General features: G+C 34.8%; 20 protein-coding genes. 6 read left to right on the top strand and 14 right to left on the bottom strand.

From position 1 onward, the window contains the following. Window positions 1-66 precede the first annotated feature (66 nt). Both corA and R1T42_RS03665 read left to right on the top strand, forming a co-directional pair. Complete coding sequence (gene corA / locus R1T42_RS03670) at window positions 67-1,134, top strand: magnesium/cobalt transporter CorA (RefSeq protein WP_317291345.1); 1,068 nt, start codon at window positions 67-69, stop codon at window positions 1,132-1,134. A gap of 490 nt (window positions 1,135-1,624) precedes the next feature. Next, the gene (locus R1T42_RS03665) at window positions 1,625-2,203 is read left to right on the top strand and encodes a hypothetical protein (RefSeq protein ID WP_317291344.1); all 579 of its coding nucleotides are present in this window, start codon (window positions 1,625-1,627) and stop codon (window positions 2,201-2,203) included. A gap of 174 nt (window positions 2,204-2,377) precedes the next feature. Here R1T42_RS03665 and R1T42_RS03660 read toward each other — a convergent pair whose 3' ends face one another. The 3 genes from R1T42_RS03660 to R1T42_RS03650 all read right to left on the bottom strand — a co-directional run bounded on the left by R1T42_RS03660 (window position 2,378) and on the right by R1T42_RS03650 (window position 7,006). Next, window positions 2,378-3,634, bottom strand: coding sequence for an aminotransferase class I/II-fold pyridoxal phosphate-dependent enzyme (locus R1T42_RS03660; RefSeq protein ID WP_036579059.1), 1,257 nt, complete (start codon window positions 3,632-3,634; stop codon window positions 2,378-2,380). Window positions 3,635-3,840: 206 nt separating this feature from the next. Beyond that, window positions 3,841-4,881: a PLP-dependent cysteine synthase family protein gene (locus tag R1T42_RS03655; RefSeq protein ID WP_042249059.1), complete on the bottom strand. Its 1,041-nt coding sequence runs from the start codon at window positions 4,879-4,881 to the stop codon at window positions 3,841-3,843. A gap of 67 nt (window positions 4,882-4,948) precedes the next feature. Then, on the bottom strand, window positions 4,949-7,006 hold the full coding sequence (locus R1T42_RS03650; RefSeq protein WP_317291343.1) for a S9 family peptidase: 2,058 nt from the start codon (window positions 7,004-7,006) through the stop codon (window positions 4,949-4,951). Between the two features lie 104 nt (window positions 7,007-7,110). Between R1T42_RS03650 and R1T42_RS03645 the strand changes: the two genes are divergently transcribed. Beyond that, window positions 7,111-7,434, top strand: a complete 324-nt coding sequence (locus R1T42_RS03645; RefSeq protein ID WP_317291342.1) for a YbaB/EbfC family nucleoid-associated protein — start codon at window positions 7,111-7,113, stop codon at window positions 7,432-7,434. Window positions 7,435-7,562: 128 nt separating this feature from the next. On the opposite strand, the gene R1T42_RS03640 is transcribed toward R1T42_RS03645, so the two are convergent. Together R1T42_RS03640 and R1T42_RS03635 are read right to left on the bottom strand one after the other, a co-directional pair. Continuing rightward, window positions 7,563-8,669 (bottom strand): OmpA family protein, encoded by a 1,107-nt coding sequence (locus tag R1T42_RS03640; RefSeq protein ID WP_317291341.1) that lies wholly within the window; start codon window positions 8,667-8,669, stop codon window positions 7,563-7,565. A gap of 161 nt (window positions 8,670-8,830) precedes the next feature. Continuing rightward, window positions 8,831-9,841, bottom strand: coding sequence for a threonine aldolase family protein (locus R1T42_RS03635; RefSeq protein ID WP_317291340.1), 1,011 nt, complete (start codon window positions 9,839-9,841; stop codon window positions 8,831-8,833). A 150-nt stretch (window positions 9,842-9,991) separates the two neighbouring features. Here R1T42_RS03635 and prfB point away from each other — a divergent pair, with 150 nt between their 5' ends. From prfB to R1T42_RS03620, 3 genes are all read left to right on the top strand, one after another. Beyond that, window positions 9,992-11,098 (top strand): peptide chain release factor 2, encoded by a 1,107-nt coding sequence (gene prfB, locus R1T42_RS03630; RefSeq protein WP_317291339.1) that lies wholly within the window; start codon window positions 9,992-9,994, stop codon window positions 11,096-11,098. A gap of 141 nt (window positions 11,099-11,239) precedes the next feature. Continuing rightward, on the top strand, window positions 11,240-13,684 hold the full coding sequence (locus R1T42_RS03625) for a TonB-dependent receptor domain-containing protein (RefSeq protein ID WP_317291338.1): 2,445 nt from the start codon (window positions 11,240-11,242) through the stop codon (window positions 13,682-13,684). Between the two features lie 92 nt (window positions 13,685-13,776). Further along, entirely contained in the window at window positions 13,777-14,274 is a 498-nt protein-coding gene (locus tag R1T42_RS03620) for a hypothetical protein (protein WP_036579044.1), read from the top strand. A 35-nt stretch (window positions 14,275-14,309) separates the two neighbouring features. Here R1T42_RS03620 and R1T42_RS03615 read toward each other — a convergent pair whose 3' ends face one another. The 9 genes from R1T42_RS03615 to R1T42_RS03575 form a co-directional block, all read right to left on the bottom strand. Beyond that, window positions 14,310-14,705: a protease complex subunit PrcB family protein gene (locus R1T42_RS03615; protein WP_317291337.1), complete on the bottom strand. Its 396-nt coding sequence runs from the start codon at window positions 14,703-14,705 to the stop codon at window positions 14,310-14,312. A 34-nt stretch (window positions 14,706-14,739) separates the two neighbouring features. Further along, the gene (gene bshA, locus R1T42_RS03610; RefSeq protein ID WP_317291336.1) at window positions 14,740-15,879 is read right to left on the bottom strand and encodes an N-acetyl-alpha-D-glucosaminyl L-malate synthase BshA; all 1,140 of its coding nucleotides are present in this window, start codon (window positions 15,877-15,879) and stop codon (window positions 14,740-14,742) included. 30 nt (window positions 15,880-15,909) lie between these two features. Beyond that, window positions 15,910-18,846, bottom strand: coding sequence for a glycoside hydrolase family 3 N-terminal domain-containing protein (locus tag R1T42_RS03605; protein WP_317291335.1), 2,937 nt, complete (start codon window positions 18,844-18,846; stop codon window positions 15,910-15,912). A 126-nt stretch (window positions 18,847-18,972) separates the two neighbouring features. Beyond that, window positions 18,973-19,455, bottom strand: a complete 483-nt coding sequence (locus tag R1T42_RS03600; protein ID WP_036579039.1) for a hypothetical protein — start codon at window positions 19,453-19,455, stop codon at window positions 18,973-18,975. Window positions 19,456-19,457: 2 nt separating this feature from the next. After that, window positions 19,458-20,084 (bottom strand): hypothetical protein, encoded by a 627-nt coding sequence (locus R1T42_RS03595; protein WP_152565643.1) that lies wholly within the window; start codon window positions 20,082-20,084, stop codon window positions 19,458-19,460. Window positions 20,085-20,090: 6 nt separating this feature from the next. Beyond that, the gene (locus tag R1T42_RS03590; protein ID WP_036579034.1) at window positions 20,091-20,300 is read right to left on the bottom strand and encodes a hypothetical protein; all 210 of its coding nucleotides are present in this window, start codon (window positions 20,298-20,300) and stop codon (window positions 20,091-20,093) included. A gap of 1 nt (window position 20,301) precedes the next feature. Further along, window positions 20,302-21,093 carry a (Fe-S)-binding protein gene (locus tag R1T42_RS03585; RefSeq protein ID WP_036579033.1) on the bottom strand — a complete coding sequence of 264 codons (792 nt, stop codon included), beginning with the start codon at window positions 21,091-21,093 and terminating at the stop codon, window positions 20,302-20,304. Between the two features lie 57 nt (window positions 21,094-21,150). Next, the gene (locus tag R1T42_RS03580; RefSeq protein WP_042271600.1) at window positions 21,151-21,579 is read right to left on the bottom strand and encodes an LNS2 domain-containing protein; all 429 of its coding nucleotides are present in this window, start codon (window positions 21,577-21,579) and stop codon (window positions 21,151-21,153) included. 1 nt (window position 21,580) lies between these two features. After that, window positions 21,581-22,924, bottom strand: coding sequence for a (Fe-S)-binding protein (locus R1T42_RS03575; RefSeq protein WP_317291334.1), 1,344 nt, complete (start codon window positions 22,922-22,924; stop codon window positions 21,581-21,583). Window positions 22,925-22,931: the final 7 nt, after the last annotated feature.

Genomic DNA, 22,931 nt, shown 5'->3' with positions numbered 1-22,931 from the left:
CATGATTATTAAATCATATAATCCCATTAACTTTTAGTAAGTTTACTATTCATCATTCCTTTAACCATGGCGCGCAGACGTAAACGTAAAGCTACACCCAAATCTAGAAACTCTGTATTTCAACCACCTGGTACTATATCCTATGTAGGACTAGAAAGAGAGGGAAATGTAGCTACTGAAACCATATGTTATGATGAAACTTTTTATCAAAAGTACGAGAACATTCATCTAGTAAGTGATGAAAGTGAACAGGTTAACTGGTTTAATATAGAAGGTGTGCACGATATTGAACTACTAGAACAGTTAGGTAAAGACTTTGACCTACATCATTTACTAGTAGAAGACATTGCAAATACGACTCAACGTCCTAAGACCGAATTTTTTGACAACTGTATCTATCAATGTATTAAAATGATATCTTACGATGCTAAGCAGCATGAACTTAATGAAGAACAAGTATCTATTGTTCTAAAAAATAATTCGGTAATCACCTTTCAAGAAAAAACGGGTGATGTATTTGAAAACATTAGGGAACGTATAGAAACTAGCCGTGGTAGAATAAGGTCTAGCAAAAATGATTATCTCTTTTATGCATTAATTGATAGTATAATTGACCACTATTTTATTGCTGTAGAACAAATAGGTGAATATTTAAATGACCTAGAAGACGAAATTTTTGAAGAACCTGATAAAGAGTCTCTTAATAAGGTACAACGCAATAAACGATTGTTACTAGCCTTAAGACGTGCTATATATCCTTTAAGAGAATCGATTAGTAAATTGCTAAAAGAACAAAGTCATTTAATAGACCCTAAAATTGTGACTTATTTTCATGATGCTTATGATCATTGTATACAAATCACAGAGACAATAGAATCCTATAGGGAAATCAATACTGGACTTAAAGACATGTATTTATCTAGTGTAAGCCATAAGATGAACCAAATCATGCAGGTGTTAACCATCATGTCTTCTATTTTTATACCTCTGACATTTCTAGCTGGTATTTATGGGATGAATTTTGAACATATACCAGAATTAAGTTGGGAAGACGGTTATCAGTATTTCTGGATTATGAGCGGTGGTATCTTTATAGTGCTTCTTACTTTCTTTAAATGGAAAAAATGGCTGTAATTTTTATTATTATATATTATCAGATATCCAACATCTAATATCAAGTTTTAGCAAGATGATGTAATGGATAATAGTTTATTATGTAATTTATCTCACCTACTCAAATTCTTATATATACTGTAAGGTACCGCTCTCGTCATAGACTAACATATTATAAAATGTAAATTCAGTTTTACCATTTATGGCACACAAATTGAATTGTTATAATTGAAAGAGAAAATGTAAGAGTAGTTTCTTTCATAAAGTTTTTGGTTGGTTAGTGAGAATTCTCAAGGTGCATTATGCTCTTGAGAATTCTTCTTTTATAGACTTGTCAGTATATAAATTAATTATGCATGCATAATAGTTTGGCACGCAATTTGAATATTAATAGATGAAGGTAATTATTAGAGTAATTTACATTCATAAAGTTTTTTGGTTGGTTAGTAGGAAATCCTGAGAAGTCATTGCGACAACTCGGGATTTCCTCATTTATACCTATTTTTATGGTATGAAACAACTACTCCTTTTACTACTTTTAATTTCTAGCGTTGGCTGTAAAGAGGCGCAAGAATCTAGCACCACTGTCTATAACGATAATGTAGAATCGCAATTAACCGCCAATAAAAACATATTATCTACCGACAAAATATTTCCGCAAGATTTTCTAGGTGCTTATAAAGGTAAACTCAACATTACCACTAGTAGAGGTAAGGAATCCATACCTATGGAGTTTCACTTATTAGAAACGACTGACAGTTTGAACTATCAATATAAAATCTTCTATGGTGAAGAGCGATCTGAAAGAGCTTATAATTTAAAAAAGACACATAATCCTAATCTATACCTAGTTGATGAGAATAATGGAATTGTTTTAGAAACGGCATATGCAGATCAAACTTTGTTCAGCACCTATGAGGTAATGGGCAACCTATTAAACTGTACAGAAGTATTTCACGATGATTATATGGAATTTATGATTACCATGGCTCGTGTTCAAGATACGTCTATGACAGGTAATGAAGAAAGTGCCATTGTAAAAAACTATCCTCTTTCTGTAATGCAAAAGGCTGTATTGTTTAAAGAGTAGTAAGTTGAATCACATCTTAAAAATTTTTGCAGTTTAAGATTATCTACAAACCTTTCTGATATTCATGAATTAAAAATGTATATCAAAGTAATGTCATTTTAAACAACAAAAAAAGCTCTAGTTTCCTAGAGCTTTTTTTATAATCCTTTTTCACGCAAGCGTAAAATTATTTATTTATTCAAATGCAGCAGCTACTGAAGCACTTAACCTTTTATAAATACCACCTTCTAATCGATCACGTATAGCAGAGAATGCATCTAGTGTTTCATTAACATCTTCTAACGTATGCGATGCCGTAGGTATCAGTCTTAATAAGATCAATCCTTTAGGTATTACAGGATACACCACTATGGAACAGAAAACACCAAAGTTTTCCCTTAAATCCTTAACCAGTGCCATAGCCTCTGGAATACTACCTTTAAGATAAACTGGAGTCACACAAGATTGTGTTGTCCCTATGTCAAAACCTCTTTCTTTTAATCCGTTTTGTAGTGCGTTAACATTTACCCATAACTTTTCTTTAAGTTCTGGCATGGTACGTAACATATCTAGACGCTTTAAAGCACCTACAACCAATTGTGATTGTAATGATTTTGCAAACATCTGAGATCTTAAATTATACTTTAAGTAATCAATGATTTCTTTGTCCGCTGCTATAAAAGCACCCGTACTCGCTAGAGACTTTGCAAAAGTTGCAAAATAAACATCAATTTCATCTTGTACTCCTTGCTCTTCTCCTGCTCCAGCACCAGTTTTACCTAAGGTACCAAAACCATGTGCATCGTCAACAAATAAACGGAAATTATACTTTTTCTTAAGGGCAACAATTTCTTTTAAGCGACCTTGCTCACCTCGCATACCGAATACACCTTCAGAAATCACAAGAATTCCACCACCAGTTTGTTCTGCAATTTTAGTAGCACGTTGTAAATTCTTTTCTATACTTTCAATATCATTGTGCTTATAGGTAAAACGCTTACCATGGTGTAATCTAACACCATCTATGATACAAGCATGTGCATCCACGTCATATACAATAACATCATCTTTAGACACTAATGCATCTACCGTAGACACCATACCTTGGTAACCAAAGTTCAATAAATAAGCTGCTTCTTTTTGTACAAATGCAGCTAGCTCATTTTGTAATTGTTCATGTAAATCTGTATGACCACTCATCATACGAGCACCCATAGGATAAGCACTACCAAATTGAGCACCAGCCTCTGCATCTACTTTACGTACTTCAGGATGATTTGCTAACCCTAGGTAATCGTTAACACTCCAGGTAATTACTTCTCTACCTTTGAACTGCATACGATTTGCAATCGGACCTTCTAGCTTTGGAAACACAAAATAACCTTCGGCCACAGAAGCCCATTTACCCAATGGTCCTTTATCCTTGTATATTTTATCAAATAAATCCTTCATAAGAATATTTTAAACATGCAAAGATACAATTCTAAACGCAAATTGACCATTCATTATGCATGCATAGGAAATAAGTTTATAACAATAAACTGTTGATAAATAGATAGTTAACATGTGTTAGTTTTTACGCTTTCGCAGAAGCATAAAAAAAAGCCACTATCTTATTAAAAGACAGTGGCTTATGTTATGTGAAAAAAATATTAAGATTACTTAATGTACTCTATATGCTGCTCTGTAGCCGTCGATTTAGAGTCAAAAAAGCCTTGATCCTGCATCCACTGATCATTATAAATTTTACTCATGTAACGTGAGCCATGATCAGGAAAAATGATGACTACTTTAGAGTTCTCATCAAATCGCCCTTCGTCATTGAGAAGTTTTACTGCCTGCATTGCTGCACCACTAGTATACCCAACAAAAAGGCCTTCGGTTTGAGATATTTTACGAGCCATATGTGCTGCATCTTCATCTTTAACTTTTACAAAGTAATCGATGCTGTCAAAATCTGTTGCAGTAGGAATTAAATTTTTACCTAGGCCTTCTATACGATATGGATAAATCTCTTCTGAGTCAAATTCTTTAGTTTCGTGGTATTTTTTAAGAACACTACCATAAGCATCAACTCCTAAGATCTCGATATCAGGGTTTTGCTCTTTAAGAAAACGTGCGGTACCAGATATCGTACCACCAGTACCACTACAGGCTACTAGGTGCGTAATCTGTCCGCCAGTTTGTTCCCAAATTTCAGGACCTGTACTTCTATAATGAGCTTCTATATTAAGTTCATTGAAATATTGATTGATGTATATGCTATTTTTAATCTCTTCATGTAGACGCTTAGCGACCTCGTAATAACTGCGAGGATCATCTGCACTAACATGTGCAGGACATACATAAACTTTTGCTCCCATTGATTTGAGCATGTCAATTTTATCTGCACTTGATTTAGAACTTACAGCAAGAATACAATCATATCCTTTAATGCGACTTACCATGGCTATACTAAAACCTGTATTACCAGAGGTAGTTTCAATTATAGTATCGCCTGGTTTTAATATTCCTTTACGTTCTGCTTCTTCAATGATATGAAGAGCTATTCGATCCTTTGAGGAGTGACCTGGATTGAATGCTTCTACTTTTGCAAAAAATTCTCCAGTATAATGAGCTGTTGTAGTTGATAGTTTAATAAGTGGAGTATCACCTATAAGATCTAACACACTATCGTAAGCTTTTATGTCTTTATTCATAAATAGGGTTTAATTTTTTGAACGTTCAGAACATTCCAAAAACTTGGCAAATTTACATAAAATTTTGCTAGCTTTCTATTTGTTCTAAATCTAGCAAAAATGCATAGTCTATCGCCACCTCTTTTAAAGCATCATATCTTCCGGAAGCACCGCTATGACCGCTAGTCATGTCTGTTTTAAATAACAATAAATTGTTATCTGTTTTAAGTTCTCTTAACCTTGCAACCCATTTTGCAGGTTCCCAATACTGAACTTGTGAATCGTGATAACCGGTTGTGATAAGTACGTTAGGGTAATCATGTTTAGCCACTTGATCATATGGTGAGTAACTCAACATGTATTCATAGCTATCTTTATGGTTGGGATTTCCCCATTCATCATATTCTCCAGTAGTTAATGGAATGGAGTCATCAAGCATTGTGGTGACCACATCTACAAATGGAACAGCGCTTAGAATACCGTTATATAATTGTGGAGCCATATTCATAATGGCACCCATTAATAAACCACCTGCAGAACCACCACTTGCGTATAAATGTGATGGCGATGTGTAGTTGTTATTAATAAGGTGTTCACTACACGCAATAAAATCAGTAAAAGTATTGCGTTTTGCAAACATTTTACCGTCTTCATACCATGGCCTACCTAAATACTCACTTCCACGTATGTGTGCAATAGCATATATAAAACCACGATCTAATAAACTTAATCTAGAGATTGAAAAGTAAGGATCTATTGTCGATCCATAACTACCATAACCATATAATAGTAAAGGGTTACCAGAACTCCTCTTTAGACTTTTTTTATAGACAAGGCTTATTGGAACTTTAACACCATCGGCGGCCGTTGCCCAAACTCGTTCTGATGTGTAATCATCAGGTGTAAACTTAGGGTCTTGTACCTTTTGAATTTTAAGTACTTCTTCTTCCCTACTATCCATGTCAAATTCAATAACAGAAGGTGGCGTGGTTAATGAATTATATTGGTATCTTAATTTTACAGTATCAAAATCATAATTACCTCCAGTGAATGCGGTATAAGTTTCATTATCAAAAGGCAGAAAGTAATCTACGGTATCATCCCACGATTTAATACGGATTCTATTGAGACCATTAAAACGATCAGATATTACAAGGTATTTTTTAAAAATTTCAAAATCTTCTAGAAGTACATCTGACTGATGAGGAATTACATCTACCCAATTTTCCATTTCAGGTTTAGTAACCTCAGTCTTCATTATTTTAAAGTTGGTCGCATCATCTTTATTAGTCATTATATAAAACTGATCACCGTAATGTAGTACACTATATTCAATTTGGTCTGTACGAGGTTGCACTACTTTAAATTCACTATCAGGTTGATTTGCTTTTATAAATCTTACTTCATCAGTTAATGTTGATGATGATTTAATCATGATGTATTCTCTAGACTTTGATTTATACACATAACAATTGTAAATCTCATCATCCTCTTGATAGACAATAGTGGCTGTATCTGGATGAGCACCCAATTTATATTTAAAAATCTGATTTGCTCTTAGAGTTTGTTCATCTTTTCTAACAAAAAATAGAGTGTTATTATTTGCATCCCAAACAGCACCACCCGTGGTTAACTCTAATGCCTGAGGCATAACTTTATGAGTTTGCAGGTCTTTAATAAAAATGGTGTATTGACGTCTTCCTATAGTATCTACTCCGTAAGAAACCATTGTATTATCTGGCGATACACTCATACCAGTTAATTGAAAAAACTCATGACCGATTGCCATCTCGTTTACATTAAAAAGCAGCTCTTCTTTATTAGAAAGAGATTCTTTTTTACGATAGTAAAAAGGATAACTTTCTCCTTTTTTCATTTTAGTGTAATACCAGTAACCATTCCAGAAATAAGGAACTGATTCATCATCCTCATTAATGCGACTTTTAATTTCTTCAAATAGATCAACCTTCAGCTGTTTAGTATGAGCTGTCATCTTTTCATAATAATCGTTCTCTTGATTAAGATAGTTAATTACTTCTGGAGCATCTCGTTGTGTCATCCAGTGATAATTATCGATTCGTTGATGTCCATGAGCCTCGTGTACGTGAGGTATTTTTTTTGCAATCGGTGCTTGATGCTCTTTCATTCGTGCTTATTAAAAAACATTGCAATATATAAAACAGACCTCTTATTTAGGTGAGGTTTAACGGATGTTATAATTTTGTTGCAAACAATTAAAACTTATAAATTATGTTTGGAGATATGATGGGTATGATGGGGAAACTTAAAGAAACCCAGCAAAAAGTTGAAGAGACAAAGAAAAGAATGGATACCGTTCTTGTCGATGAAAAATCATCTGATGATTTATTAAATGTAACCGTTACAGCAAGTCGTATCATTAAAAGTATTCATATTGATGATGCGTTATTAGAAGATAAAGAACAGTTAGAAGATTATCTGATTTTAGTACTTAATAAAGCTTTAAATAAAGCAGAAGGCATTTATGAAAATGAAGTAGCAGCGGTTGCAAAGGACGGAATGCCTAATATCCCTGGTATGGACATGTTTAAATAATATTAATTACAATATAAACGATGTTACATCGCTGCGAAATTATAAAACATTGTAAAAGCAAAAATCCCGTCTAGTAAACTAGACGGGATTTTTTTATACTTGATAGTCTATCGACTACTAATCAATGATTAGTTGTTGATTAAACGGAATGTAGTACGACGGTTTGCTTTGTGCTCACGCTCAGTACAAGAAACTCCATCAGCACAACGGTTTTTAAGACGGTTTTCACCATAACCATTTGCAACGATACGAGAGTTGTTGATACCTTTAGAGATTAAGTAATTAGCAACAGACTGTGCACGTCTTTCAGATAAAGCTTGGTTAGAAGTCTTAGAACCTCTAGAATCTGTATGTGATGCAACTTCTACTTTAGAACCTGGAGTGTTGTTAAGAACAGAAAGTAATTTTGCATCGATCTCAGCTTTATCAGCTGAAGTTAATGTAGAACTTCCAGTTGCCCAGTTGATTTGAAGGTTGTTCTCTTCAACAAGAGCACAATCAACCTCAGACCATACAGTAAGACCACCTTTAGAAACTAACTTCTCACGAGTAATAGTTTGTTGAGTTGAAGGAACTACAGACTCTGTAGTAGCAGCATCAGACTTAAGGATTGTACGAGTAATGTTAGCATATTCTTCTGGGATAGCGATTTCTTCAACACGAGCTGGTTGATCAACTACACGTACAGTATAAGTACCTGACTGCTCAGCTACAGGCACTCTGTTAAAGCTAGCGTCATTTGCAAGAGTAGTTACAGAAACTGTAGTATACTCAGCTGGGTAACCTTTATAACACCAGTAACGACAGTCATCTGGGTTAGAAGAAGTACACTCTGCTGGTGGTACAGAACTCATTTCCCATTGTGCATAAGCTGGCTTAATTTCAATAGTTTCAGTAGACTTACCAAAAGAAGCTGGAGAAATAGTAATAGTAGATCCTGCTTGTTTCTTTACATAAGTACGAGTTTCAGTCTTATAAGTTGCAGGTATAACACGTAATTGCTTAGAAGCTTCTTTTACAAGAACTCTTTCAGTTACAGTTTCATAAGTTGCAGGTACAACACTTAACTTCTTATAAGAAGGTGTAGATTGTATTGATACAGTTTCATTTTCATACACATCTGGTGTAGTACAACGAACGTAACATTTTCCTGGCTCTGGATTAGAAGGTAAGTCTTGTGCAAAACTTACAGTCGCAGTAGCTACAGCTACTAAAGAAAGTATTAGTCTTTTCATTTTTGAGGTGTTAATTTGTTTATTAATTAATTTAAGTTGCAAAGGTCCATCAATAAGAAGTTTTACTAGAATATTTTCATCGTTAAATGACAACAGTTTGTTAAAATGACCACTATCATCGACCAACTACACAAAAACAGGACTCTACAACTATAAATATATTAAAATTTTCTTAAAACCACCAACATTTGTTCATGCATTTCTGCAGTGTAATCATAATGGGTTACTAATCTTAATTTTCCATGCCCCATATCACTATAAATAATTTGATGCTTATCAAGGTATTTTGTGAAGGCATCTTCATTATTCACATTAAAAATAACAATGTTGGTTTCTACAGGTTCCACCTTGGTAACAGCACTCATTTCAGATAAAACTATTGCTAGCTGCTTTGCCCTATTATGATCTTCTTTTAATAGTGGGAAATGATGATCTAATGCATATAATCCTGCTGCTGCCATAAACCCTACTTGTCTCATTCCACCACCTAGAACCTTACGTACTCTTATGGCTTTTTTCATGATTTCATTTTTCCCTATTAAAACAGTTCCCATAGGTGCTCCCATTCCTTTAGATAAGCATACAGATATCGTGTCAAAGATCTCACCATACGACTTAGGATCTTGATTGGTGGCAACCAGTGCATTCCATAAACGTGCACCATCTAGATGTAGCCCCAGTTGATGTTTATCTGTTACTGCTTTTATCTCTCTAAAAGTATCTAGGGAATAACAAGCGCCACCACCTTTATTTGTAGTGTTTTCTAAACATACTAATGTCGTTAAAGGACTATGATAAAAATCTGGCGGATTAATATGTTCCTCTACCTGTTGGGCGGTAATCATACCGCGATGACCATCAACCAACTTACAAGAAACACCGCTATTAAATGAAACACCACCACCTTCATAATTATAAACATGAGCATACTTATCACATATCAATTGCTCACCAGGTTGCGTATGTAGCTTTATAGCTGCCTGATTTGCCATACTACCTGTAGGAAAGTATAAAGCTGTTTCCATGCCAAACATTTCTGCAATACGTTGCTCTAGCAGGTTCACTGTTGGATCTTCCTTATAAACGTCATCGCCCACATTAGCATTTAATATAGCCTGCATCATGGCAGCAGTAGGTTTTGTTACTGTATCACTCCTTAAATCTATTTTCATGTCTGTATTAATTACGCTTCCGCGAAAGCGAGATAAAAATAACAACTGCCATACATATCATCCTAGTAAGTTCTCATATATTATAGACCTATTGCTATAGCTGAGAAGACAGATAATAATCCTATTTTTGTAATTAAACATAGTCCATATATGATCACAACAGATCAGCTCAAAACGTTACAAGAACGTGTTATCGCTTTAAAAGATTATCTACAAATAGATGCTAAGGAAATCGAGATTACTAATCTTGAAGAGAAGACTTTTTCTCCTGACTTCTGGAATGACGCAAAGGCCGCAGAACTGATCATGAAAGAATTGCGTAATAAGAAACAATGGACTACAGATTATGACACTGCCACAACTCTAGCCGAAGATGCAGAAGTTCTTTATGAGTTCTTTAAAGAAGGTGACGCAACTGAAGAAGAAGTCATGGTTAAATATAATGCCGCGATTGACATCACAGAAAAGTTAGAGTTTAAAAATATGCTTTCTAATGAAGGTGATGACTTGAGTGCTGTTTTACAAATAACTGCTGGTGCTGGTGGAACAGAATCCTGCGACTGGGCAGAGATGTTGATGAGAATGTACATGATGTGGGCGCAAAAAAATAATTATAAAGTAAAAGAGCTCAATTTTCAAGCTGGTGATGTTGCCGGTATTAAAACGGTAACCTTAGAAATTGAGGGCGATTATAGTTTTGGGTGGTTAAAAGGAGAAAACGGTGTACATCGATTAGTACGTATATCTCCATTTGATTCTAATGCAAAACGTCACACTTCATTTGCCTCTGTTTACGTTTATCCTCTTGCAGATGATACTATAGAAATAGATATTAATCCAGCAGATATTAAATGGGATTTTGCAAGATCAAGTGGTGCTGGTGGACAAAACGTTAACAAAGTAGAGACTAAAGCAATACTGACGCACCATCCATCTGGTATCGTTATTCATAATTCGGAAACCAGATCTCAATTAGAAAATCGTGAAAAAGCAATGCAAATGTTGAAATCTCAACTTTTTGAAATTGAGCTACAAAAACGTAATGCCGCGAGAGATGAAATAGAATCTGGAAAGATGAAGATAGAATGGGGCTCGCAAATACGTAATTATGTAATGCATCCTTATAAGTTAGTTAAAGATGTGAGAACTGGTCACGAAACCGGTAATGTTGATGCCGTTATGAACGGTGATATCGATGCGTTTCTTAAAGCCTTCTTAATGGAAAGTGGTCAAGAAAAACCGTCCGATGAGTTATAAGCCTAGTCACATGGTAGTTAAGTGTCAATAGTTAATTTAAATTTGTGAAAAAAAACCAACATTAAGTTAACTTAACTTTAGTAATGACGGCTTAAACCGTCTGATAGATTTGTAGTCCTAGTAGAAACTAAATTAACTACAATGAAACTACAATACTTATTTCTCGCAATTTTAATCCTTCCTATTCTTGCGATAGCACAAAAACCAGATTCCGATGGTATGATAACCATTTCTGGTACTCTAGTGGATCAGTCTACTAAAAGCCCTCTAGAATTTGCAACCGTATCCTTACTAAGCACTGAACCAGGATCAACTCCTCAAGGTGGAATAACTGACATCGATGGAAAATACAATATTCAAGTAACTCCTGGAACTTATGATGTGAAGTGGGAATACATCACATTTAAGACCTTAATTAAAAAAGCAGAAGTTCTAACTGCCGATAAGGATTATGGTACAATAGAACTTGAAATTGATGTTGCAGAATTAGATGCAGCAATTGTTATTGCAGAGAAAACAACTGTTGATATTCGATTAGATAAAAAAATATATAATATAGGTAAAGATTTAACTGTACGCGGTGGTAGCGCCAGTGACGTATTAGACAATGTACCATCAGTATCTGTAGACGTAGAAGGTAATGTAGCCCTAAGAGGAAATGACAATGTAACTATTTTAATCGACGGAAGACCTAGTGCGCTCGTTGGTTTTAATGGAGCCGAAGCTTTAAGACAAATTCCATCTGACGCAATTGAGAAGATAGAGGTAATTACTTCTCCAAGCGCACGTTATGACGCCGAAGGTACAGCAGGAATATTAAATATTATTCTTAGAAAAAATAAGCTTTTAGGCTTTAATGGTTCTATGCAATTAGACACCGGTTATAATCCACAGTTAGGATTATCATTTAATGGCAATTTACGTAGTGAGAAATGGAACTTATTTACAAATACAGGTTTTAGATACAGAGAAACACCAGGTAATAGTACCACAAGCACAGAATATTTATCACCTACAGCTCAAAACAGTTTTGTGAATGAAGAGCGCGTATTTGATCGATTAGGTCGAAACTTTTTTACCAGTTTAGGTGCAGAGTATTTTATTAATGATCAATCTAGTATTGTAGCAAACATTGTTTATCGTTTAGGTAATGACGATGATTTAAACACTAACATTATTGACCGTTTAGACGCAAATGGTAACCTAAATGAAGCTACCTCTCGTACTGAAGCAGAATCAGAAGATGATACGCGAATACAGTATTCATTAGATTACAAAAATGATCTTGATGATAACGGCCAGAAGATTACAGCTAGTATTCAATACTCAACATCAGTAGAAGATCAAAATGCAAATATCTTAGAGACTGAAACAACCACAAATACGATTAATGATGTGGAGAGAACACTAAGTGAGGAAGATGAGCAAAATGCCACGGCACAATTTGACTATGTATTACCTATAGGAGAAGATACTCAATTTGAGGCTGGTTATAGAGGTAATTACCGCGATATTAGTAACTCCTTTTACTTAGAAGAACAATTAACTTTCCCTACTGGTCCTCTTGTGCCAGATGCTGGTCTTAATAACACCTTTGATTATGAAGAATTAGTAAATGCTGTTTATGGTCAATACGGTAAAGAATATGGTAAATTCTCATTCCTTGCTGGTTTAAGGTTTGAGCAAACCAATGTAACCATAAGACAAGAAACAGTTGATACTGAAGAGAAGAAAAATTATAGCAGCCTTTTCCCTACTCTTAACTTAGGTTATGAAATCCAAGATGGTGAAAATATTACTTTAGGATACAATAGACGTGTAAGAAGACCACGTGGTCGTTTCTTAAACCCATTCCCTAGTAGATCTAGTGAATCTAATGTGTTTCAAGGTAATGTAGATTTAGATCCTACTTTTACAAACTCTTTAGATTTAGGATATTTAAGAAGATGGAAAAAAGTAACCTTAAGCACATCTATATATTACAACCGTAGTGATGATAACTGGGAATTTATACAAGAAGATACAGGTGAGATAACAGATAATGGAGACCCTATCATCAGACGTACACCAGTAAACCTATCTACGCAAGAACGTATAGGGTATGAACTAACACTTACCTATAGACCTTTTAAATGGTGGACTATAAATACTGACTTCAATTTATTCCATGCAACTACAGATGGTGATTTTAACGGGACTAATTTTGATAATGAGAATACTTCTTACTTTGCTAGATTAAATCAAAAATTTAGTATTCCTTCTGGTATCGATTTACAAACTAGATTAAATTATCGAGGCGCATCAGAGAACGCACAAAGTACTAATGACGGAATTTTCACTATGAATCTTGCAGCTAGTAAAGATATCATGGGTGATGATGCGACTATATCCTTAAACGTTAGCGATTTATTTAATAGTCGTAAGAGACAAAGTACTACAATCACCGACGATTTTATAACAGATAGCGAGTTTCAATGGAGAGAAAGACAAGTGAACTTAAGTTTTGTATATAGATTTAATCAAAAGAAGAAAAACAGTCGTAGTAATGGTGGTGGTGATGGTGATGATTTTGAATTCGAAGGGTAATCTTAAAATTTTAAGGTATTCTCACAATAATTAACAAAATATAAAACATTCAACAAAGTAACCATTGTAAATTTGAATCAAAAATAATAATTATGAAAAAAACACTTTTGATTCTAGGAATTGCATTTAGCACAGCATTTATGACAAATGCTCAAACAGTATCTGAAAACGCAATAGGTATAAGAGCTGGTGATGGTGATGGTTTTGGTACTGAAATATCTTACCAAAGAGCCTTAAGTGATAACAATAGACTTGAAATCGATCTAGGTTATGAAGATGGAGACAACTTTGACGGATTTAAAGCAACAGGTTTATACCAGTGGATTTGGAATATTGAAGGTGGCTTTAACTGGTACGCAGGTGCTGGTGGTGGTTTAGGAACAGTAAGTCTAGATGACGATTTTCCAGGAAGAGGTAATTTTGACGATGATTCTGAAACATTTCTTTTTGGAGCAGCGCAAGTTGGGATAGAATACAATTTTGATATTCCTTTATTGATATCGCTCGATGTAAGGCCAGAATTTTATTTTGGAGACTTTAGAGATGGTAATGATCTAGACATCGCATTAGGTTTGAGATATCAGTTCTAAGAAATATCTAAACAACAATAACCGATAACGGCTTCTTAAAAAGAAGCCGTTATTTTTTTATCATCACGTTCCACCTTTATAATCTTGAACGGTGTTGTTATACTCATAGTGGCCATGTCTCCATCTGCTTTAATGAGCTCAAAGTTAAAATGTAATAAACTCTTCTCATTGCGCACCTCAGTAACTTCGACAGAGAATCCACCTGTCGATTTCTGACCTCCATAAGCAAAGATTAAGGCCTCTTTTTTAAAATTAACGCTAGGTATTTTTAAACCTGGTTTGCGAGTACTATTGATTTGCGCCATCATCTCTTGCATGGCTTCTTCAGATTCTACTATAATAACCTCTTGATTTTCATGATTACTATTGTTGCCTTCTAGCATGACATCGTAGTAAGAAGTAAGCCCAAATGTTTTTTCTGGTGTATCCATTTTTTTGCCTCCACAGCCTGTAGTTAAAGTTAAACTACTTATTGCTAGAAACAGCAGAGAGAACGTTTTTATATAATTTTTCATATTGTGGTATTATTAACTGAATGTCAAATTCTTTTGCTTTCGCGAAAGCGTTGTTTTTAAATTTTAATAGTCTCGCATCATCTTCTAAAATATGAATAGCCTTTTGTGCCATTTCATCAATATCACCTACATTGCTCGTAAAACCTGTGACTCCATCTTCGTTAACCTCTGGTAAACCACCAGTGTTTGATGATATAACAGGAGTTTTATTTGCCATTGCTTCTAGAGCCGCTAGCCCAAAACTTTCTTTCTCAGATGGCAGTAAAAATAAATCTGTAAAACATAAAATACGATCTATCTCAGTACTATTTCCTACCCATTTAATTTGCAATTGCAACTTCTTAGATTTAGCATATTCCTCTGCTTCAAAACGTTCTGGTCCATCTCCTACCATAATTAAAATAGCAGGAATTTTTTCTTGAATCTTCTCAAAGATCTTTACCACATCCATGATACGTTTTACAGGTCTCATATTACTTACATGAGTTATAATACGCTCTTCTGGAAAAGCCATCACTGTTCGGTCGCAATCTGTAAACTCTGTTTTATAATTAGACATATCAATGAAGTTAGGTACTACATCAATATGCTTTGTTATGTCAAATAAATCTAAAGTATCTCTTTTAAGACTGTCAGAAACTGACGTGACCACATCACTGTTGTTGATACTAAAGGTTACACTAGGTTTATAGACAGGATGGTTACCTACTAATGTTATATCTGTTCCATGCAAGGTAGTCACCATAGGTAATTTTATACCTAAATCCTTCAACATTTGTTGCGCCATGTAACCGGCATATGCATGTGGAATGGCATAATGCACGTGTAATAACTCTATATCATATTCTTGTACGACATTAACGAGTTTACTAGATAAAGCAAGATCGTACGGTTGATAATGGAATAATGGATATTCTTCTACATTAACTTCATGAAAGAAAATATTTTTTGCAAGTAGTTCTAGTCTTACTGGTTGTTTATAAGTCACAAAATGAATCTCATGTCCTCGTTGAGCAAGAGCAGTACCTAACATGGTTGCCACTACTCCACTACCACCATAGGTAGGATAACATACTATTGCAATTTTCATTTAAATTTATTTTATAATTGGTTACTAAAACTAATCAATTATTGCATCATAAATGATTTGCTGGATATTAGTTCTTATATTCTCAGATAGAAGAAATCTATTCTCTGCACTAGGGAAAATACGATTTGACAGAAACACATATACTATTTCCGAGTCTGGATCTGCCCAAGTATAGGCTCCTGTAAAACCACTATGACCAAAGCTAGTCATACTAACACAACCACAGGTAGGACCTACTTCATCTAATTGTGGTTTATCAAACCCTACACCACGTCTCACTTCTTGATCACAGTAATAGCAGGTATTAAATTTAGATATTGTTTCTGGTTTAAAATAAGTAACATCTCCATAGCTACCATTTTGCAAATACATTTGCATCATTTTTGCAACATCATTTGCATTAGAGAATAATCCAGCGTGACCACCTATCCCACCTTGCATTGCTGCGCCTTGGTCATGTACAAAACCATGTATTAACTGACCTCGATATGCCATATCATTTTCAGTAGGCACTATTTCATCTTTAGAAAAACGTTGTAATGGTAAATAACCCATATAATTCATTCCCATTCTTTTATAGAAATGATTAGTAGTTAATTCATGTAAAGTTTTTTTAGACCTATCCTCCATATATTTTTTAAGCAAGTAGTATGGCAGGTCACTATATTTATACTCCTGACGGCTTCTCAGTTCACTATTTGCAATTCTATTGAATATGGTATCCTGTATAATTCTATTTGTAAATAAATTCTGTGCTACCTCTACATTATAAACTGATGATTTTGAACTACTATAATATTGTGACATCGGTCTAGATGTTATACTATCTAAAGTATATCTATAAAAAGGAATCCATGCCTGTAATCTTGCATAATGTGACAGCATAGATTTAATTGTAATGTCCTTTTTATTTGTAGTAGATAGCGCAGGAATTAAAGTACCAATTGAATCTTCTAAATCTATAACACCATTTTCTTCAAGCTCCATGACTAGTGGTAAGGTCCCCATAATTTTAGTTAACGAGGCAATATCATAAACATCTTCATCCTTAACAGCAAGCTCTTTGGAATAAGTGTGATATCCAAAATTTTTCTGATAAACAACTTTACCACGACGGGCAACTAATATCTGCATGCCTGGAGCACCTAAACTATTAACGGTATAGTTTGCAATACTATCAATCTTAGAAAGTTTATAAGTATCTAAACCTACACTGCTAGGCGTATTGCCATAGGCTAAACGACGCAGGTAAGGTGTATCAACACCATCACCTACTTGAAACTGGCTACCTGCGGTCACAGGCAATCTTCCTACCGCTGGTCTTGCTCCAAAGATAATTTGAGCACTAACCTTCTGACTCCACTCACTGTTTTGATAACTCATTAAGATACCCTCAAAATTTTCAATGGTATTGAGCTGTGCAAGCATATAAGGTCTAACAAATGCATCAAAAATAACTTCATGCGTTCTTGCTATTTCATACAACCATGTCAGTTGTGTGGATTTCAATTGATAACCTTTCCAAGGGCTTTCATTGCTGCGATGCAAACCAACAATGACTGTATTATAAGATTCTAGTTTTCTAAGTAACTCATCTAGTTGAGTTGCTTTTACCTGTGTAACTTTTGAGTATTTATTTAATTCCTTAAGAAAAATAGCTCCACTATCATCACCTAATTCAACATATGCAATTTTTTTAAGTTCTAGATTTTTTAGTGGTAAAATGGAATCTTTATTACGCAAGACAGTTACCGCTTCAGAAATAGCTCGTTCATACACTACGTCATCACTCTCTGTATTTAAATCATTAATAAGATTAAAAGTACTTATAGGACGATATTTGTGTAAACCTGATGCATATTTAGCCTTTAAAATCTTTTTAACTGAATGCTCTATGCGCTCATCAGTAATTTCTCCACTATTCCATGATGCAATAATTTTATCAATTGCCTTAGGGACATTTTCAGAAATAAGCAGCACATCATTACCTGCCTTAAAAGCTTGTAAATCTATCTGTCCAGGCTCACTAAAATTAGACGCTCCTTTCATATTTAAAGCATCTGTAAAAATGAGACCTTTAAAGCCCATTCTATTTTTTAATAAATCTGTAACTACTTTCTCACTTATACTGGTTGGGTAACCTGGTCTAGGTTCTAAACTAGGTATATTTAAATGCGCAACCATAACGCTGGCCATTCCTTCTTTAAAAAGTTTACGATATGGATACAGCTCTACACTATCGATACGCTCTGCACTGAAATCCACAGTAGGCAATGTTTTATGGCTATCTTGATCTGTATCTCCATGTCCAGGAAAATGCTTAGCACAGGCTAAAGTTCCTGTACTCTGCATACCTTTCATAAATGCTTGTGATTTATCTGTCACATTATACATATCCTCACCAAAGCTACGATTACCTATAATCGGGTTATCTGGATTTGTATTAATATCAACATCCGGTGCAAAATTGATATGTACTCCTAATCTCTTGCAATGTTGCCCTATACGTCTACCTACATCATAGCTAGATCGTGTGCTAGGTGTTGCTCCTAGTGTCATATTCCACGGAAAAGCATATGTACTGTCTAATCGCATACTCAAGCCCCATTCTGCATCCATTGCAATAAGCATTGGTGTTTTAGACTTGGCTTGTAGCTCATTTGTTAAATGAGCTTGTTGAAGAGGTCCACCTTTAGAAAAAATAATTCCTCCTATTTTTTGTTCCTCAACTAATTTTCTAACCGCAGCAACATGGGTTTTTCCTTTATTTGAAAAAAGATCAACCATAAACAATTGACCAACTTTTTCACGTTGATTCAAACTGTTATAAACACTATCAACCCATTTTATTTGGGCAATAGAATCATTGGTAATTAAAGGGTCATGAGAAGAGAATTGAGCTTGTGAGGTATACGCTTTCGCGAAAGCGAATATCAAAATCAAACATTGTAAAAGTGTCCTATTCATAATGTACAATAGCATTTAAGGAAAAGGTTTCAAGAACCGTTCCTAAAGCAACAAGATAAAGACTTAACGCTTCATCTTAAGTTAATAAAGAGAAAATAATAGCGGACTTTTAAACTAGTTTATCAACTAGAAAAAGCGTGAGTGCCAGCTCTCACTTGCAGGAACTTCCCAATGCTCACGGTACTCACCTACATTAGTCACAAGGTTATTAAAAACGATTGTGTTAGGAGAAACAGACTTTGCTTTGGCCATTTTTTTAAAGTCGCTTAATTCTTTATGCGCCACATATTGACCATTTTTAAAAGTGACATTCATTTTATCCATAAGATCAATCCTAAAAGATTTTTCTATCGATTGTATAAAACGTACACTAGCATCTATAGAACAACCAGTTGCTCCAGCTGTAGTTTGATCTAATCCTATTACAATAAACCTATTATATGGATACTCCACACCAGCTTTTAAATCCTTACCATGAGCTGTCCATTGCTGTAAAAAGTTATCCATTTGAGGCTTTAATTCATTAAGCTCATCTGTTGTAAATGGTCTATTTGCTTGATAGATCCACACTCTAGCTTCTTCTGGTAAATCTTTAAAATTTGCGTGCATAGTTATTCTTCTATTTTAGTGAGTACTAACATGTTTCTATATTCCTGTATCCTAAGATCATACATGTTTTTTTCTACATAAGTAAAGGTGTACTTCTTCTTTTTTTTCATTGCTATTTCTAACAAGTGATCATTTTCTACATATTCTAACCAGAGGAACTTACGTACTCTTCCGGTCTCATCTTTTATACTAATGGTATAAAATTGTTCATTAGAAAAATCTACAACCTTACCTGTCAAGGTAAAAGTCATTGGTACACTTTCTGATGTATAACCCATTTCTTCAAAATCTTCATCACCTGCCATGGACAGGAATAATGATATAGATGACGGGCAATTAACTACCATATGCATCCCTAATTGTTCTCCATATGCCTCGAGCACCTCATCACCAGCAGTAAAGTCCAATCCATTTTCTTTATAATACTCTGGATCAGTAGCATATGCTTTAAACATACTCTCTGTGAAGACCTTCAAGGCTTCAACACTGGTTAAGTTATCTATATCACCTTCTTCTTTTAGATGTGAACATATACTGTTAGATAATTTATCTAGTACTTCTTCTTCTAACTTTTGTGCATTAGAAACTAAAGTAACCAACAATAGTAAGAGTGTAATTTTAAATTTCATCAGGTTTTACTTTTTCTTTTTTTTCACCATCCACCGAGTAGCAATGGCCATAAATGTTCCAAAAATTAATGTGCTAAAAACGAACTTTACTTCATGAAAAGGTAAATCACTGGCATAATCAAATGCCGCCATGATTCCTGCATAGACTAAACCAGAAAATAAGCCTAGCACTATTCGATTTTTCCATGGAATTTTATCGGGCTCGTTATTGTTCATTTTAAAGATCTTCAGCACTTGCGATCATCTCTGCAATGTCTAAAACCTCCACATTACCTTCTTTCTCTGCCGCTTTGATTCCATCGCTCATCATTGTGTTACAGAAAGGGCAGGCTGCTGCAATAATATCTGCACCTGTATCTAGTGCTTCATCTGTGCGCTCAATATTAATATCTTTATTACCTGGTTCTGGTTCTTTAAACATTTGGGCTCCACCAGCTCCACAACACAAACCGTTGCGCTTACTGCGCTTCATTTCTACTAGTGCTGCGTCTAATTTTTCTATAAGTTCTCTTGGTGCTTCATAAATCTCGTTTGCACGTCCTAAATAACAAGGATCGTGATAAGTGATTTTTTTGCCTTTAAATTTCCCACCAGATATAGTTAATTTACCGTTTGCTATAAGATCTTTTAAGAATGAGGTATGGTGGATAACTTCATAATTACCACCTAATTCAGGATATTCATTTTTAAGTGTATTAAAGCAGTGAGGACATGCCGTCACTATCTTTTTAATTTCATAACCATTAAGAACCTCTATGTTCATCATGGCCTGCATTTGAAATAGGAATTCATTTCCAGCTCTTTTTGCTGGATCACCTGTACAGCTTTCTTCTGCTCCTAAAACGGCAAATTCAACACCAGCTTTATTCAATAACTTTACAAATGCTTTTGTAATCTTCTTTGAACGGTCATCAAAACTTCCACTACATCCTACCCAAAATAAAACTTCTGGAGTTTTTCCTTGAGCTATAAACTCTGCTGCTGTAGGTACTTTTATCAATTCACTCATAATTGTTATGTTGAGATATCTTTACTATGCTTTCGCAAAAGCAAAATCATCATCTTTCTATTTTTTAAACACTTCTATTGTTACTTCTTGCTCTACTAGATGCGTAAATTTGCCTTTATATCTAGTCGCACGTACCATATGATTATCGATCCAATGATAGTTACCACCTCTAGGTTTACCCATCAATAAACTATGATATTTAAAACCATGCTTTTTTAACCACACTTCTGTTACCTCTCTATGTTCTTCTGTTCTAGAGGTGAAAAAACAAATCACGTGACCTGCATCAAACCACTCATTAAGCGTTTTTAATGCGTCTGGAAAAGGAGCGCAAGTTGCCATGCGCTCAGGTTCTTCATTAGGCACATCATCAGTAATAGTTCCATCAATATCGATTAAATAATTCTTAACGCCTTCTGGTAATATAGGACTCGCTAAAGAACCATCATCATTTTTTGCTTCTAGGTATTCGTTTTTTTCTTTCATACTATAATTCGTCTGCCCAGTTTAATCGATCCATCTGGTTATATGGCCATGGTGCACCGTTGTTTTCAATATTTGTTAAAGCATTATTTAAATCTGTAGGTGCGGCACTATTTTCTAGTACTAGATATCTTCTCATATCCATGATGATACTTAATGGATCAATACCAATAGGACAAGCTTCAACACAAGCATTACATGTAGTACATGCCCATAACTCTTCTGTTGTGATATGATCATTTAATAGCTTTTTCCCATCATCTTTCCATTCACCTTCTTTATTAATAACAGATCCTACTTCCTCTAGTCGATCACGTGTCTTCATCATTATGGCACGTGGACTTAATTTTTTACCAGTAATATTTGCCGGACATTCTGAGGTACAACGACCACATTCTGTACAAGTGTATGAGTTTAATAGCTGGACTTGATCAAGGTCAAAAATATCGCTAGCTCCTAATGAGGCTGGATCTTCATCCATCGCAGCAGGATCTGGTGCAGCAAATGGATCAGCATCTGGATCCATCATCAGTTTCACCTCGGCAGTCACAGCTTCCATATTTGTAAACTGTCCTTTAGGAGTTAATTTTGCAAAATAAACATTAGGGAAAGCAAGCATGATGTGTAAATGCTTAGACCAATATAAATAGTTTAAGAAAATAAGAATTCCAACGATGTGAATCCACCATGCCGCTCTTTCTATAATGATAAGAGTAGTATCAGCCATATTTTCAAAAAACACTGCTACAAATTGAGAAACTGGAAACGATCCAAATATCTCACCTGCATGAGCATAACCTTCCACGCCTCTAGTTTGAAGGATAAAATCTGTTGCGTTCATTATTAAAAATAAACTCATTAATACAACTTCAAAATATAGAATGTAGTTGGCATCATTTTTAGGCCATCCTTTTAACTCACCCATAGTGAATCGTTTGATGTTCATTGCATTTCTTCTTATCCAAAAAACGACAACAGTTACTAATACTAATAAAGCTAGTATTTCAAACGTACCGATCAGAAAATCATAAACACCACCTAGGTAAGGTGCAAATATGCGGTGTGTACCGAAAAGCCCATCAATAATAATTTCTAGGACTTCTATATTGATAATCACAAAACCTACATATACAACAACATGTAAGAAACCAGCAATAGGCCTGCGTACCATTTTGGATTGCCCTAAAGCGATACGTGCCATTTGGGCCCATCGTTCTTTTTTGTTATCTGAGCGATCAACTTCTCTACCTAGCTTGATATTGCGTATCATCTTGCGAATGTTACTTGTAAAGTAACCTACACCAGCGATTAATAAAAGGGCAAAAATGATTTGTGGAATGTATTCCATGTATAAA

The sequence above is a fragment of the Nonlabens ulvanivorans genome (assembly GCF_032922765.1).
Lineage (GTDB): Bacteria > Bacteroidota > Bacteroidia > Flavobacteriales > Flavobacteriaceae > Nonlabens > Nonlabens ulvanivorans.
Note: the sequence above shows the minus strand (reverse complement) of the source record. Positions and strands in the feature narration are given on the sequence as shown.